The organism is Brevibacillus sp. HB1.3 (assembly GCF_013186635.1).
GTDB classification, from domain to species: domain Bacteria; phylum Bacillota; class Bacilli; order Brevibacillales; family Brevibacillaceae; genus Brevibacillus; species Brevibacillus brevis_D.
On record NZ_JABMIT010000001.1, the window covers coordinates 210,725 to 225,406 of the forward strand.

Sequence of the window (14,682 nt, forward strand, 5' to 3'; positions counted from 1 at the left end):
CCTTTTAGAGGAGGACAACGTCCGTGAAATACCGCTACCTGCCCCAAACTGATCAGGACAAGCGCGAAATGCTTGAAACGCTCGGCATTTCAAGTGTAGAAGAACTGTTTGCTGATATTCCGGAAGAAGTACGCTTCAAAGGTGCATTGAATATTCCAGAAGCACTTTCCGAGCCAGATTTGGTGAAGTATTTTACACACCTCGCGAATAAAAACGTAAATTTCAGCACGCATGTTAACTTTCTAGGTGCGGGTGTTTATCAACATTACACGCCGAGCACAGTTAATCACATGCTGCTTCGCGGTGAATTCTTTACCGCATATACACCGTACCAGCCAGAGATCAGTCAAGGTGAGCTGCAAGCTATTTTCGAGTTCCAAACGATGGTATGTGAGCTGACTGGCATGGAGGTAGCGAACTCCTCGATGTATGACGGCGCAACTTCTTTGGCGGAGGCAGCGATGATGGCTGCTGGACACACTGGCAAAAAGCGCGTAATCGTTTCCCGCGCTGTACATCCAGAAGCGCGTGGTGTTTTGAAAACATATGCCTATGGACAAAACGTTGAGCTGGTTGAGGTAGGTATCAACAGCGATGGCGTTACGGATACAGCGGCTCTGGAAGCGCTTGTTGATGAAAATACAGCAGCAATCATCGTGCAGTATCCGAACTTCTTCGGAAACGTAGAGGACTTGGGAGCGATTGAACCAATTGCGCACGGAAAAGGCGCACTGTTGATCACATCCTCCAATCCGCTTGCGCTGGGTGTACTGGAGGCGCCGGGCAAATTGGGCGCAGATATCGTAGTGGGCGACATGCAGCCATTCGGTATTCCAGCATCCTTTGGCGGACCACATTGCGGATACTTTGCTACCACATCCAAACTGATGCGCAAAATGCCAGGTCGTATCGTCGGTCAAACGAAGGACGAAAATGGCAAGCGCGGCTTCGTATTGACGCTGCAAGCGCGTGAACAACATATTCGTCGTGAAAAAGCGACTTCCAATATCTGCTCGAACCAAGCGCTGCTCGCATTGGCTGCATCCATTGCCATGACAGCACTCGGCAAGCAGGGTGTACAAGAAATGGCAATGATGAACCTGCAAAAAGCTCATTATGCCAAGAATGCCCTGCAAGCAAAAGGCTTGGAGATTGTATTCACTTCTCCATTCTTCAACGAGTTTGTGGTGAAGTTGAACAAACCAGTTGCAGAAGTAAACAAAGGCCTGCTGGCTGCTGGAATCATTGGGGGCTATGATCTCGGTCTGGACTATCCAGAGTTTGCAAATCATACCTTGCTTGCAGTAACTGAGCTGCGTACCAAAGAAGAAATCGACACATTGGCGGCTGAATTGGAGGCGATCACACGTGCGTAACGACCAGGAGAAAGCACTGATCTTTGAAATGAGCAAACCAGGCCGTGTGGGCTACAATTTGCCGGCATTGGATGTTCCAGAAGTAGAAGTAGCAAGCCTTTTGCCAAAGCACCTCATCCGCGAAACGCCGGCTGAGCTGCCAGAGGTATCTGAGCTGCAATTGGTTCGTCACTATACCGAACTGTCTCGTCGCAACCACGGGGTAGACAATGGCTTCTATCCGCTTGGTTCTTGCACGATGAAATACAATCCGAAAATTAACGAAGACGTTGCTCGTTACGCAGGTTTTGCGCAGACACATCCGTACCAACCGGAAGAAACCGTACAAGGCGCTTTGGAGCTGTTGTACAACCTGCAAGAAGAGCTGGGTGAAATTACAGGCATGGACGCAGTTACCCTGCAACCAGCTGCTGGTGCTGCGGGTGAGTGGACAGGTCTGATGATGATCCGCGCTTACCACGAGAGCCGTGGGGAAGCGCATCGTACCAAAGTAATCGTGCCGAACTCCGCGCACGGTACAAACCCGGCATCTGCTGCTGTAGCTGGCTTGGATACCGTAACCATTGCATCTGACGAGCGTGGATTGGTTGACATTCAAGCGCTGCGTGATGCAGTAGGACCTGACACGGCTGCTTTGATGCTGACGAACCCGAACACTCTCGGATTGTTTGAAGAAGATATCGTGGAAATGGCGAAAATCGTCCATGAAGCTGGCGGCCTCTTGTACTATGATGGTGCGAATGCGAACGCGATTTTGGGAATTGCCCGTCCGGGAGACATGGGCTTCGACGTAGTGCATCTGAACTTGCACAAAACGTTTACAGGCCCTCACGGCGGCGGTGGCCCGGGTGCTGGTCCGGTCGGCGTGAAAAAAGTTCTCGAGCCATTCCTGCCTACACCAATCGTAGCGAAGAAGGAAGACGGAAGCTTCTACTGGGACAGCAATCGTCCGGCTTCCATCGGACGCGTAAAAGGCTACAACGGAAACTTCGGTATTCTCGTTCGTGCATACAGCTATATCCGTACGATGGGACCAGAAGGTTTGCTGCAAGTTTCTCAAAATGCGGTGCTCTCCGCGAATTACATGATGCGTCGACTGGCAACGGCTTATCATCTGCCATTTGATCGCGTCTGCAAGCACGAGTTCGTTCTGTCTGGAGTGAACCAGAAGAAGCTGGGCGTACGCACGCTCGATATTGCAAAACGCTTGCTCGACTTCGGTTATCACCCGCCAACGATCTACTTCCCATTGATCGTCGACGAGTGCCTCATGATCGAACCGACTGAAACCGAGACAAAAGAAACGCTCGATGAGTTCATCGACGTTATGCTGCAAATTGCCCGCGAGTGTGAGGAAACGCCAGAAATCGTTCAGGAAGCACCTCATACCACTGTCGTCAAACGTTTGGATGAAGCGACAGCGGCGAGAAAGCCGATCCTGCGTTATCAACCGCAAGCATAATTCTAGATTCCAGGAAAAGTCGCCTGTTGTTACGGGCGGCTTTTCTTTCTGAATGATGCTATCATGGGGGAAGAAGTAGTAGGGGAGGGTTCGAACCGAATGAAGAGAAGGATAGTTTTCACCGGTGGTGGTTCGGCAGGTCATGTTACTGTGAATCTTGCGCTCATTCCCCATTTTATCAAGCTGGGCTGGGAAGTCGCCTACATTGGTTCTGAGAATGGAATCGAACGTGAGCTCGTCGCCAACCATCCAGATGTCCGCTATATTGGCATTTCTTCAGGAAAACTGAGACGCTACTTTGATTGGAAAAACATGAGTGACCCGCTGCGAGTCCTCAAAGGCACTTGGCAAGCTTTTCGCTTTCTCGGCAAATGGAAGCCGGATGTGATTTTTTCTAAAGGAGGCTTTGTTTCCGTTCCGGTCGTATTTGGGGGGTGGCTAAACCGTCTTCCCGTTGTCATCCATGAATCTGATCTGACACCCGGTCTCGCAAACATGTTGGCTGTCCCTTTTTCTAACAAGGTGTGCGTAACATTTCCGGATTCGCTTTCGAAAGTACCGAGTAACAAAGGGATTCACGTAGGTGCAGTCGTGAGAGAAGAGCTGAAGCAGGGGCGAAAAGAAGCAGGCTTGGCGTACTGCTCCTTTACCACCAAAAAGCCTGTCCTGCTTGTCATGGGAGGAAGCTTGGGAGCGCGCCGAATCAACGAGGCGGTACGTCGCACATTGGATAACCTGCTGGAGCATTTTTTCATTGTACATATTTGTGGCAAAAATCAAGTGGATGAAACGATTCAGGTAACAGGCTACAAGCAATTCGAGTATGTTCAGGAGGAGTTGCCTGATTTGCTAGCGATGGCAGATCTTGTGGTGTCTCGTGCTGGCTCCAATGCCATTTATGAGTTTTTAGCCCTGCAAAAGCCGATGCTCTTGATACCGTTGTCCCGTGAAGCAAGTCGGGGTGATCAGATTTTAAATGCTCAGTCCTTTGAAAGGCAGGGCTTGTGTCATGTTCTGCTGGAAGAAGAGCTAACGGATGATCGCTTTTATCAAGCAGTGAATGACTTGCAAACGAACAGGGAGTCCATCTTGCAGCGAATGCGCAAAGAGAATGAGAAGAAAACAGATGCATTGGCACAGGTCATGGCGATTTTACAGGAGACAGCTCGCTCAAAATAGCGCATCCGAGGCTTGCCGTCCCTCGTGCCAGAAGCGTACAATGAAGGCGTTGTGAATGAGGAGGTACATAGATGGAACAGTGGCGCTATATCGTGACGGAAGCGATGTCACCCGCAATGAATATGGCAGTAGATGAAGCAATTTTGCAGTTGCACAGTGAGGGGAAGGTTCCCCCGACCGTTCGTTTTTACACGTGGGACCCAGCGACACTGTCAATTGGTTATTTCCAGAAGGCCATCAAGGAAATCAACCTGGAGGAAGTTCAAAATAGAGGATTGGGCTTTGTTCGCAGAGCGACAGGAGGACGTGCTGTTCTCCACGATCAGGAGCTGACATACAGTGTCATCGTATCCGAAGACCATCCGAAAATGCCTTCGAGCGTGACGGAAGCCTACAAAATCATCAGCTTGGGACTGCTGCACGGATTCCAAAATCTTGGGCTCTCGGCGGAAATGGTCTCCTTGGCAAGTGAAGAGGAGAAGGAAAAATACAATTCTCCAGGGTCATCGGCCTGCTTTGATTCTCCCTCCTGGTATGAACTCGTGGTAGAGGGGAAAAAAGTAGCGGGAAGCGCACAGACCCGCCAAAAGGGTGTTATTCTTCAGCACGGCTCTATCCTTCTTGATATGGACGTGGATTTGCTATTCTCACTCTTGCATTTCCCATCGGAGCGGGTAAAACAACGGATGATCGATAGCTTCCGACAAAAAGCAGTGACGATCAATGAAGTAAGCCCTCGGCCAATCAGTCTCCAAGAATCGATAGAGGCGTTCTCGAAAGGCTTTGCATCTGGACTGGAAGTGGAGCTGATCCCCTCAACGCTTACGGACGAAGAACTCGCTTTGGCAGAAGAGCTTGTGCGTACGCGCTATGCCACAGACGAATGGAATCTGCGTCGTTAAAAAAGAGTAGCTCTCTCGGATTTATGTGTATACCGGGAGAGCTTTTTTCATTACACGAGTATGTCCAGTGAAAATAATGTACTAAATCGAATATACGGGCAGGATGATCAAATACAGTGGATGGAGAAAATGCACTATTTTTGATTTAGTCCACACTTCGTTCATGGATTGACGAATAACAAAACGTGGAAATGGCACTTTCGATGTATCGGGTTCTTGGTCCACAGACATTACACAGTCAGTAGCTGTGCCTTTCGTTGGGAAGAATGGATTTCGATTCCCATTTTTTTCGCGACCAACAGAATATCGTTATAGTCCTTCAATGTCGAAGAGTGACAGGAACCATATTATAAACCTTTTGTTTTTGATCGATTTTTAATACTATAAATACTATTGAATATAATTACTAAATAACGGTTGAGTTGTTATACATTACATGAGAAATCAGGGTATTCATATTCTATGACAACAATAGGTATTGATTTGGGAACATCGAATAGTCTGGTAGCTTTTTGGAGTGATAACGGTCCCGAGCTAATACCGAATGTGTTGGGAGAACACCTTACTTCATCTGTTGTAAGCATCGATGACAATGGTGAAATTCTGGTCGGCCAAATTGCAAAAGAGCGTCTCATTACCCATCCCCATGTAACTGCAGCAGCCTTCAAACGGTATATGGGTACAGAAAAGCTGTTTAAGTTGGGGCAGTATTCATTTTCTCCTGAAGAGCTTTCCTCTTTCGTCCTGAAAGCCTTGAAGGCAGATGCTGAAGCATTTTTTGGATATGAGGTTACGGAAGCGGTGATTAGCGTTCCGGCTTATTTTAATGACTCTCAGCGAAAGGTAACCAAGCGTGCTGCCGAATTAGCCGGGTTAAAAGTAGAGAGGCTCATCAGTGAACCTACTGCCGCTGCGATCGCGTATGGACTTCATCAGGAAAAGTCCGATACCAAATTCCTGGTCTTTGATTTAGGTGGAGGAACCTTTGACGTTTCTATACTCGAATTTTTTGAAGGAGTCATGGAGGTCAAATCGATAGCAGGAGATAACTATCTTGGTGGCGAGGACTTCACAAAGATACTCGCTGCCTATTTTGTTGAAAAAACAGGGATGGATTCTGAGGCTCTAGATGCCAAGGCACACTCTGCCATTGCCAAACAGGCGGAACTTTGTAAACGGATGATTGGCCGGGATCTGATCGGAAAAATGAGCTTTACCATAAATGGCAAAACACATGAAATCAGCTTGGATCGAAATGAATTTGAGAAGCTTGCAAGCCAGCTCTTGCTTCGTTTGCGCCACCCGATCGAGCGAGCATGGAGAGACGCATCTCTTACTCCTGAGGAGCTGGATGCTATCATTCTCATCGGTGGTGCCACCAGAATGCCGATAATCAAGTCGACTGTTAGCAAAATGTTTGGACGCTTGCCCTACTCGCAAATCAACCCAGATGAAGCGGTAGCGATTGGAGCTGCGATTCAAGTTGCTCTCAAGGAGAGAAACGAAGCCTTAAAAGAGATTATTCTGACGGATGTATGCCCTTATACGCTTGGAACCGATATTGTGAAAAGAACGGCAAGCGGCTTTGAGGATGGACATTATCTGCCGATCATTGAACGTAACACGCCCATACCTGTGAGCAAAGTAAAGCGTCTGTATACAGTCAATGATGATCAGACTGCGATTCTCACCGAAATATACCAGGGGGAGAGCCGCCGTGTCGAGAACAACATCAAACTGGGGGAGCTCAAAGTAGAGGTGCCAAAAGGTCCCGCAGGCCAGCAGTCTATAGATATCCGCTACACCTATGATATTAATGGGATCTTGGAGGTTGAAGTTACTATAGTCAGTACTGGCTTGAAAAAGAACATGATTATCGAGAAAAACCCAGGAAGCCTGTCACCTGAGGAGATCGAAGCTCGTCTTAACGAATTGAGAGATATCAAAATCCATCCGCGTGACAGGGCCGAAAATAGACTATTGCTTGCTCGGGGGGAACGGATGTATGAAGAATCCCTTGGGGACAAACGCACAGAAATTGCATATTTACTGGAAAAGTTCGAAGCTGTGTTAGCCACACAAGATCAGCAACTGATAAAAAAGGCAACTTTAGCGTTTAAAAAACAACTGGATCATTTAGAAGGGTGGTTCGACTACTAATGGGTGTGTGGGAAGTACTGGAGATTGAACCCACAGAAGATATTCCATCGATTAAAAAAGCCTACTCCCAAAAACTGAAGGTTCACCACCCCGAGGATGATCCGGAAGGCTATCAAAGGCTAAGAGAAGCATATGACTATGCAATGAAGGTTGCGAAAAAGGGAGCCATCAAAGAAACAGGCCCGTCGTTCAGCGATGAAAGCAACATCCATATCTGGCCCAATCCTCCCAACACGGTCGAGCTAACAGTTGAAACGATAGACCGACCAGAAGAGATTGACCCAGTAGATGAATTCATGGAACAAGTTGAAGAGGTGTATTCTGATTTCTCTTCCCGTATCAGCCATGAACAATGGTCAAAGCTTTTAAATAACGATATTGTCTGGAATGTAAGGCTCAATGAAATAGTAGAAGTAACATTATTGGATTTCTTGCATGAACATCGGTTTCTCCCTAAAAGAGTTTGGGAATCCATCGAATACTGTTTTCGTTGGCGTGAACTAGCAACAGAAGATCCGGACGATCGAATGGAGCATTTCACCGAAGAGTTTTACCATTTTTATTGTAGACAATTGGATGAACCTGCTCTTCGTTATACCTTTATACAGCATGCAGCTGATTTAGACTACGATGTGTTTCTGAACAAGCGGGAGACGGCATATCAGGCACTTAAGGAAAACAATCTGGAACTGGCAGGTCAATCGCTTGATGAAGCCTATGCGATGTATTCAGATGATCCTGACTTGCTTCGGCTACAGGGTGAATACTTCCTTCGAATGGGTGAAAAGGAGTCTGCTCTTGCTGTAATGGAACACGGAATCCGCATTTATCCAGATGACATCGATTGGTATCTGATTCGATCTCGGATATGGTATGAAACCCATCAATTCGTAGAAGCAAAAGACGAATGTCTGTACGTCCTCTCACGTATGCCTGCCAATATGGGTGCCCTGCGTCTGTTGGGGAAATGCTTCATTCAGCTTGGTGAGTTAGAGAAGGCAGAGGAGAACTACTTGAAGATATTGGAGAGTTTTCCGAATGATATCGATGCCATAACCAGCCTTGCCCATATCCGTTCTGAGATGGTGGAGCGGGCCAAGCGGAGGACCTTTTTCACCAGAAGATCAGTCATAAAGAGATTGTATAAAAAGCTTGGGAAGCCAAATTTTTTTGGCAGTGTGAAACTGTTTTGGATGCAGATGCCCAAAGCAGGTGTCGTATTCATTCTATCCTTCATTCTTTTTCTACATGTTTTGTTATCTAATCCTTTCATTAATGATTCCGGATTAACACCTATCTCCTATCTAAAAAATAGGATTCATCCTGTAGAATTATCTTCCACTGAGGTGCTGAATCAACTGGATTATTCTGATATCGCCCAAATAAAGCTTCCCAGTGTTCATTTTCTAGGAATAACAGAGTATCATTTAAAAGCCCAAACCGGTGCTATCAGTACTCGATATAATTCTTCCTACAGTAAGCAACGTAATTGGGCTCGAAGCATTCTCCCCACAGCGTGGTTTTATGTTGCTAAGCTTGATAACTCATCAATCGTTTTATTGGTCTCAGATGCCAATCAGGCAGTGCAAATACAAAAAAGTAATTTCATTGATTCGCCAGGAACAATCGTGAAAATGCCGCAAGAGTTACCTGAGTATGTATGGGAAGTTTTGCAGATTACAGACTTTGGATCCAAATACAAAGATTCCAAATTTGTTGTCGATAAACTAATTGTTGTACATAATGTCACTAATGAAGTTCCCGTCAAAGCAGTGATTTATTCCGTATTGTTACTAGTTCTCTATGCATTGTTGCTTCGACTGATTGTCAGGACCTACAAAACGGTACGATTCTAATAAGGAGGAACCGATGGCACCCACCGTTCTTACATATAATCAGAAGGGTCACAGATTATTTCTGCGAGCTCTTTCGTCTGTTTGCTTTAGCAAAAGTGGAGCCTACTATTATGCGTTATATCATGAAAATTTAAGTAGACGAACGTGCCTATTTCTTCTTAAGGAAAAACAGATTACAGATAAGACCGCACTAATTGATACAATAAAATGGCTCATATCGGAAGGGAAGAGGGAAGAATTCAATCGTCTCCGTCATTTCTTATTTGCTTTTTCCGAATCAGAACGAACGGCATACATTCAAGCGTTACCCGAGGACCATCAATCGAAATCTCAGTTGATTCTTGTCGATTACTATTCGAGATGTCTACCTTCAGAGGGGATTGCTGCTCATGACTATGCTTGGTGCGTCCTTTTATCCAGAGCTGGTTTGAAACTCGGTTACTTGCAAAAGGATCAGGCAATGGAATATATGTTAAGTGCTGCAAGACTGGCACAACAAGCGTATTCCGGATGGAGTGAATATATTGCCGGTTTTGTGGCAGGAATTGATTTTTTGATTCCGGATACGTCTTTCCAAACTGCTAAAGAAAATCGAGGTTTCTACACCAAGCTGCTCGCCTCTAGGCACAGTCCCATGCGTCAAGTTGATTGGAATGTAGCTCTCAACAGTAATAAATGATCTGACCTTCGTGAAATATCAGTCCTCAATCGTACCAAGAAGATGTAGGGCTGGCTTGATTTTGAGTAAACCAAACAAATGTTCACAACATAGAGTGGGCACCAACACGTCCTCGTCGATTAACACGAGGGCGTGTTTTTAAATAGAAGTATGGGATTATATGGGGATATTGGAATGATATGAGACGCAAATAATTGCCCATCCGTCTTACCATTGGTTGGATCGATGCTCTAACCGGCAAAGTCACAGGGGAAGAAGCTGAACTGGCAAGGGAGCTCGTCAAGGTGTCCCGCCAATAAATGACGTAACAGCCGATTTGCTCTCGCAGCAATATCGGCTGTTTTTTGGTGCGCCTAGCATGGGCGTCGTTGTTCACTGAAAAGTCCAGTCCTAGTATTTCAAGGCACCGAATGATTTGGATGATATAGTTTATTCCTATTAACATTATTAATACTATATATTAGGCCAATAGTGGACGTGGCCTTATTATGTAATTAAACTGCGGACGTCTAAATTTCGGTTTTGCAAAGGCAACATCATAGGGGAGGAACGATATCATGTCGATTTATGATTTTCAAGTCACCTCAATTAATGGAAAGCTTGTTGAATTGTCAGCTTACCGAGGGAAAGTTCTTGCAGCTATTCTCGTCAATTCGCTGGTCTTCAAAAGCTTTACGAAAGTTACCATGAGCAGGGGTTTGAAATACTTGGGTTTCCTTGTAACCAATTCAACGAGAAAGAGCCAGGGAACAACTCGGAAGTGCGGGAATATTGTGAGAGCAACTTTGGAGTGACCTTTCCGTTATTTGAGAAGATGGAGGTTAGAGGTCAGACTGCTCATCCATTATTTCAATTTTTAACAGAGCAAGCGCCATTTCAAGGTTTTTGATACTCAGACCTCGGACGGTCAATGGATGCAGAGTTTTCTGCAAGAAAAGTATCCTGACATATACGCTGGTGTTGAGATCAAGTGGAATTTCACAAAGTTTTTGATCGAACGGAACGGTCATGTATACGGAAGATACGAAACAACGACGAAACCATTGGAAATAGTGCCAGTAATTAAATCACTGCTTTTAAAGTAAATGAATATTTTCGGCCATTCAATTAAACATCCCCTGTAAAGGCTAAGAAATGGCCTTTGCCAAAAAAAGAAGAACTAACGAAGACGTTAGTTCATTCATAAACTCCAGACTAAAACGTTATTTTCATTACACGAGTACACTTGTGTTGATATGCTGTTCAAACAAGTCTTGTAGCGTAAGCACGACAGGACCTGGCTGTCCGTTGCCGACTGCGACACCATCTACCGAGATGAGCGGCATGATTTCCGCGGTAGTACTGGTGAGGAATACTTCATCGGCCTGCTTTAAGAAAGCAATGTCGAATGCTTCTTCATGGACAGTGATGCCATTGGTCCGAGCCAAATCAATCACCACTTGGCGAGTAATTCCGTGGAGGATCAGATTGTCAGCCTGATGCGTATACAGCTCGCCATTTTTCACGACAAACAAATTGGAAGCGCTGCATTCTGTGATGACGCCGTTGCGGTGCAGAATCGATTCTTGGGCACCTGCATCCTTTGCGTATTGTTTGACGAGAACAGCGCCTAGCAGGTTGAGCGTTTTGATATCGCAACGCAGCCAGCGGATATCTTCAACGAGCTGAGCGGTCAAGCCTTTCTTCATATCAGCGACAGGGCGGTCCTTACGACGGACAAAGCCCATTATCACAGGCTGGATTCCGGAGGGAATATCGTGTACACGTGGAGCTGTGCCACGAGATACTTGCAAGTAAAGGCTGGCGTCGTCATTCTCCGTGATGTTGTTCTTGGTGATCAGCTGATTCGCTAAGTCTGTCAGCTCATCTGAGCTCCATGGAAGCTCCATTTTTATTTCTTTGGCACTTCGAAACAATCGGGATAGATGTCCATCCCATTGATACATGCGCCCCTTATAAATGCGTACTACCTCATAGATGCCATCCCCAAAGTTATAACCGCGGTCTTCTGGATGAACTGCGACTTGCCCTTCTTCTACCCATTTCCCATCTACATAGAGCATGGTACTTCCCCCTCAATGGATTCCATTCCGTTTCTTTCAAACGGTTTTTTGTTGATTCCACCTTAGCAAAAGGCAAGGACATCGGTCAATTTGAAAGTCGCCTTTTCTTTATCAATAATTTTACGGAGTAAAGCCCCTTTCTATTAAGATTTCATATGGAAGGAAGTCACGCGAAAAATCGACGTTTTGGGCAGAACAAAGCGAAAGCTGTCCAGGGATGGCGCAGGATGAAGTTATTTGACTAACTATTCTGACTAGACTCGGTTTGTCGTAAACGCCCATAATAAATAGCAAAGAGCAAAGGAAAGGGAGAATGCCATGCGATCTGTCCGTCATTACGCGCTATGTGCCCTGCTTGTCTGTGGAACGATATTGCCGATACCCTTCCTTTCCCATCGTGTTCATGCAGAGAAAGCTCAAGATTGGATCGATAGTGAACGCTTGTACAGCCATGTCGAGCAATTGGCAAGAACAGCCCGTCCACCTGCTACTGAAACGGAATTTGCGGCAGCTGTCTATGTGGAAAATACACTTCGCTCTTACGGGTACAAGACAAAGCTCGATCCTTTTTCTTATTATACGTACCGAAAGCCAACGACTCTATCCCTGACGATGGAAGAATGGCCGGGTCAAAAATGGACAGTAAGTGGATTTACTTTTGGGATCAATGGAACAGCGACAGCAGAAGTGGTGGATGCAGGCTTGGGTAGAGCGGTTGATTTTGCGAATGATGCCTCACGGGGAAAGATTGCCTTGGTCAAACGAGGCGAGATTCCGTTCGGAGAAAAAGTACGCCAGGCAGCGGCTGCCGGAGCTGTTGGACTGATTATCTGGAATGATCGGGAGGAGGGCTGGAATGCTTCCCTAGGCGAACCTTTGGATATCGCTGTTCCTGTAATCGCTTTGTCCAAGGCGGATGGCACCAAGCTCCAAAAACGCATCATGGACAAACGGCCCGTAAAGGGAACCGTCAAGGTAGAAGGAGCCGTAACGACCAAGCAAACCTCGTATAATATCATGGCAAGCCGAAAGCCCAATCAAAGTGACACCGGGCAGGTAATCATGGTTTCTGCTCACCATGATTCCGCCGGGTTATCAGCTGGGGCAAATCACAATGGCTCCGGTGTAGCGGCCTTGCTTGAGATAGCTCGAAATATGGCGGACAAGCCGATTGATACGGAAGTGAGGTTCGTCAGCTTTGGCGCGGTTACGTCGGGAAGCAGAGGCCCAATTGCTTATGCGAATGCCTTATCAGCCAAAGAGCGACAAGCCATCATAGCAGCCTTCTATGTCGAGGGGGTGGGCAGCCAAAAGACAGAGCTCGTTGCAACCAATCCGCTGGGTAAGGAAAATCTGCCAATCCAACTCCTAAGAGCAGCGGGGGTGTCTCCTAGCGATAAGGCTGGGACGCGTGAACGAATCGGCGCCGCAAGCTCTTTAGGCGCCGCAGGTATTCCTACGGCACTTGTGACGAGTGCAGGGGCGGGACAAGCAACAGATGACTCTATCGCACAGATGGATTGGGAACAAATGGTAAAGGCGACGAAGGCGGTCCTTTCAGCGATTCACAAAGTGACAGAACAAACAACGCCAGCTTATCCGATGGGTTCTCCAAATGGGGGACAGCTAAGAGCGGAAAGTGAGGCCCTGCAGTAAACGTCTCCTTCGGGGGACGTTTTTCATTTGTGGTAAAATGAGGGAGAGAAACCATGGATAGAGGAGGCCTACGTGACGATGAATCCGTTGAATATTTTGGTGTTTATCCTTGTGTTCTTGGTCGTGGTCGGAATAGTGAATTGGCTCCTATAGTGCGAAAAAAAGTGGCCAAGACTCTGTCTTGACCACAGGAGCTACGAGTAAACGATCAGGTCAATTCGGTTGCTTCCAAACGTACCAGCCCATTAAGAACATGCCGCAATAGGTCGCTGCACTGGCGATGGCAGACATACTCCATGGAACAACGAGTGCGAGAAGAGAGAATACAAATACGGTAAGCAGCATGGCGACAATCAGCGGAAGCATTTGCAGATGTTGACGTGTCGCTATTGGATGTGACAACGAATAGAGTAGGGCGGCGACGATGACTCCGCCATGCACAAATGAGAGAATAGCGAGAAGCCAATCGCCACCTGCCATCATTTGAACTAAAATTTGTTTGATGGGCAGTACAGAAGCGTGGGAATCATGCCAGTGGGCAAGAAGAATAGCTTGACCTAACAGCGTGAACAAAAGGAAGATTCCGGCTCCGATCATTGCGCCCATCCGAACCGTTCGCTCATGGGACGCACGTACTGCCAGTGGTAAAGTCGTGGCCAAGCCGATGAGAAAATGCAAGGCTAGGAAAAATACGGCGTGAATCAGCCAGTTCACATTCAGTTGATAACCCAAGCTCGGTATTGGTACATGGGATTGTGCGCTGAAAATCAATCCGAATAATAATAAACCGCCGGATAGAGATATGGCTGTTGCAGTGACAATCCATCGCCAACGATTTAAGATAAAGAAGACGGCTGCAATGGTCAGAAGGATGAACCATAGAGGAGAGAACTCCTCCAAAAGGAAATCTGCCTGTTGGCCAAGCATGATTCCTGTATACCCCAATAGCAGAATGTGGGTGATGGCAGATAGGCTAGAAGCGAACGCTTCGCCAAACAATACGTAGTACAGCTCGTACAGGGAGCGAATTTGCTTGCGATGGCAAAAGGTCAACAGCTGGACGCCGAACCAGCCGAGGCCAAGAGCCGCAAGGGCAATACCTATTGTCCCCCAGGAACCGAAATAAGTAAAAAAGCGTAACCATTCATATCCGCCCAAGTAGAATCCACCTAATGCAGACCCTGCAAAAAGTACGGCGATATACCAAGCGACTTTGTCCATAGGCATCATCCTCACTTGCAACTTGGTACAAGTGTATGAAGCAAACAGGCTTGTTCAGAACAGATGATATTAAATAAACATAAATGTTTACAAATTATACTTAATGGAATATAATGAGGAACATACCA

The 14,682-nt window shown here is 46.6% G+C and carries 10 protein-coding genes and 1 pseudogene; 9 read left to right on the top strand and 2 right to left on the bottom strand.

All coding sequences use genetic code 11. The features are described 5' to 3' along the window. Positions 1-23 precede the first annotated feature (23 nt). From gcvPA to HPY31_RS01135, 8 genes and pseudogenes are all read left to right on the top strand, one after another. Positions 24-1,376 (top strand): aminomethyl-transferring glycine dehydrogenase subunit GcvPA, encoded by a 1,353-nt coding sequence (gcvPA, locus tag HPY31_RS01100; protein WP_016739879.1) that lies wholly within the window; start codon positions 24-26, stop codon positions 1,374-1,376. Next, entirely contained in the window at positions 1,369-2,838 is a 1,470-nt protein-coding gene (gene gcvPB / locus HPY31_RS01105) for an aminomethyl-transferring glycine dehydrogenase subunit GcvPB (RefSeq protein ID WP_012685997.1), read from the top strand. The genes gcvPA and gcvPB overlap by 8 nt, the downstream gene beginning before the upstream one ends. Before the next feature lie 99 nt (positions 2,839-2,937). Continuing rightward, positions 2,938-4,017 (top strand): undecaprenyldiphospho-muramoylpentapeptide beta-N-acetylglucosaminyltransferase, encoded by a 1,080-nt coding sequence (locus HPY31_RS01110; protein ID WP_172137780.1) that lies wholly within the window; start codon positions 2,938-2,940, stop codon positions 4,015-4,017. Between the two features lie 71 nt (positions 4,018-4,088). After that, on the top strand, positions 4,089-4,919 hold the full coding sequence (locus tag HPY31_RS01115) for a lipoate--protein ligase family protein (RefSeq protein ID WP_087343803.1): 831 nt from the start codon (positions 4,089-4,091) through the stop codon (positions 4,917-4,919). A gap of 462 nt (positions 4,920-5,381) precedes the next feature. Beyond that, complete coding sequence (locus HPY31_RS01120; protein ID WP_172137782.1) at positions 5,382-7,079, top strand: molecular chaperone HscC; 1,698 nt, start codon at positions 5,382-5,384, stop codon at positions 7,077-7,079. Further along, positions 7,079-8,935, top strand: coding sequence for a J domain-containing protein (locus HPY31_RS01125; protein WP_216675395.1), 1,857 nt, complete (start codon positions 7,079-7,081; stop codon positions 8,933-8,935). The genes HPY31_RS01120 and HPY31_RS01125 overlap by 1 nt, the downstream gene beginning before the upstream one ends. A 13-nt stretch (positions 8,936-8,948) precedes the next feature. Continuing rightward, complete coding sequence (locus tag HPY31_RS01130; protein WP_064199871.1) at positions 8,949-9,614, top strand: DUF1266 domain-containing protein; 666 nt, start codon at positions 8,949-8,951, stop codon at positions 9,612-9,614. Between the two features lie 557 nt (positions 9,615-10,171). Next, positions 10,172-10,699 (top strand): annotated as a pseudogene (locus tag HPY31_RS01135) (glutathione peroxidase). Positions 10,700-10,825: 126 nt separating this feature from the next. On the opposite strand, the gene dat reads toward HPY31_RS01135, so the two are convergent. Continuing rightward, entirely contained in the window at positions 10,826-11,677 is an 852-nt protein-coding gene (gene dat / locus HPY31_RS01140; protein WP_172137786.1) for a D-amino-acid transaminase, read from the bottom strand. Between the two features lie 318 nt (positions 11,678-11,995). Between dat and HPY31_RS01145 the strand changes: the two genes are divergently transcribed. Then, positions 11,996-13,333: a M28 family peptidase gene (locus tag HPY31_RS01145; protein WP_172137788.1), complete on the top strand. Its 1,338-nt coding sequence runs from the start codon at positions 11,996-11,998 to the stop codon at positions 13,331-13,333. Positions 13,334-13,546: 213 nt separating this feature from the next. Here HPY31_RS01145 and HPY31_RS01150 read toward each other — a convergent pair whose 3' ends face one another. Continuing rightward, the gene (locus HPY31_RS01150; protein WP_172137790.1) at positions 13,547-14,554 is read right to left on the bottom strand and encodes a hypothetical protein; all 1,008 of its coding nucleotides are present in this window, start codon (positions 14,552-14,554) and stop codon (positions 13,547-13,549) included. Positions 14,555-14,682 lie beyond the last annotated feature (128 nt).

Coding starts and splice junctions, on each gene's coding strand:
- HPY31_RS01110 (WP_172137780.1), top strand. CDS start 2,938: ATGAAGAGAAGGATAGTTTTCACCGGTGGTGGTTCGGCAGGTCATGTT.
- HPY31_RS01115 (WP_087343803.1), top strand. CDS start 4,089: ATGGAACAGTGGCGCTATATCGTGACGGAAGCGATGTCACCCGCAATG.
- HPY31_RS01120 (WP_172137782.1), top strand. CDS start 5,382: ATGACAACAATAGGTATTGATTTGGGAACATCGAATAGTCTGGTAGCT.
- HPY31_RS01125 (WP_216675395.1), top strand. CDS start 7,079: ATGGGTGTGTGGGAAGTACTGGAGATTGAACCCACAGAAGATATTCCA.
- HPY31_RS01130 (WP_064199871.1), top strand. CDS start 8,949: ATGGCACCCACCGTTCTTACATATAATCAGAAGGGTCACAGATTATTT.
- dat (WP_172137786.1), bottom strand. CDS start 11,677: ATGCTCTATGTAGATGGGAAATGGGTAGAAGAAGGGCAAGTCGCAGTT.
- HPY31_RS01145 (WP_172137788.1), top strand. CDS start 11,996: ATGCGATCTGTCCGTCATTACGCGCTATGTGCCCTGCTTGTCTGTGGA.
- HPY31_RS01150 (WP_172137790.1), bottom strand. CDS start 14,554: ATGGACAAAGTCGCTTGGTATATCGCCGTACTTTTTGCAGGGTCTGCA.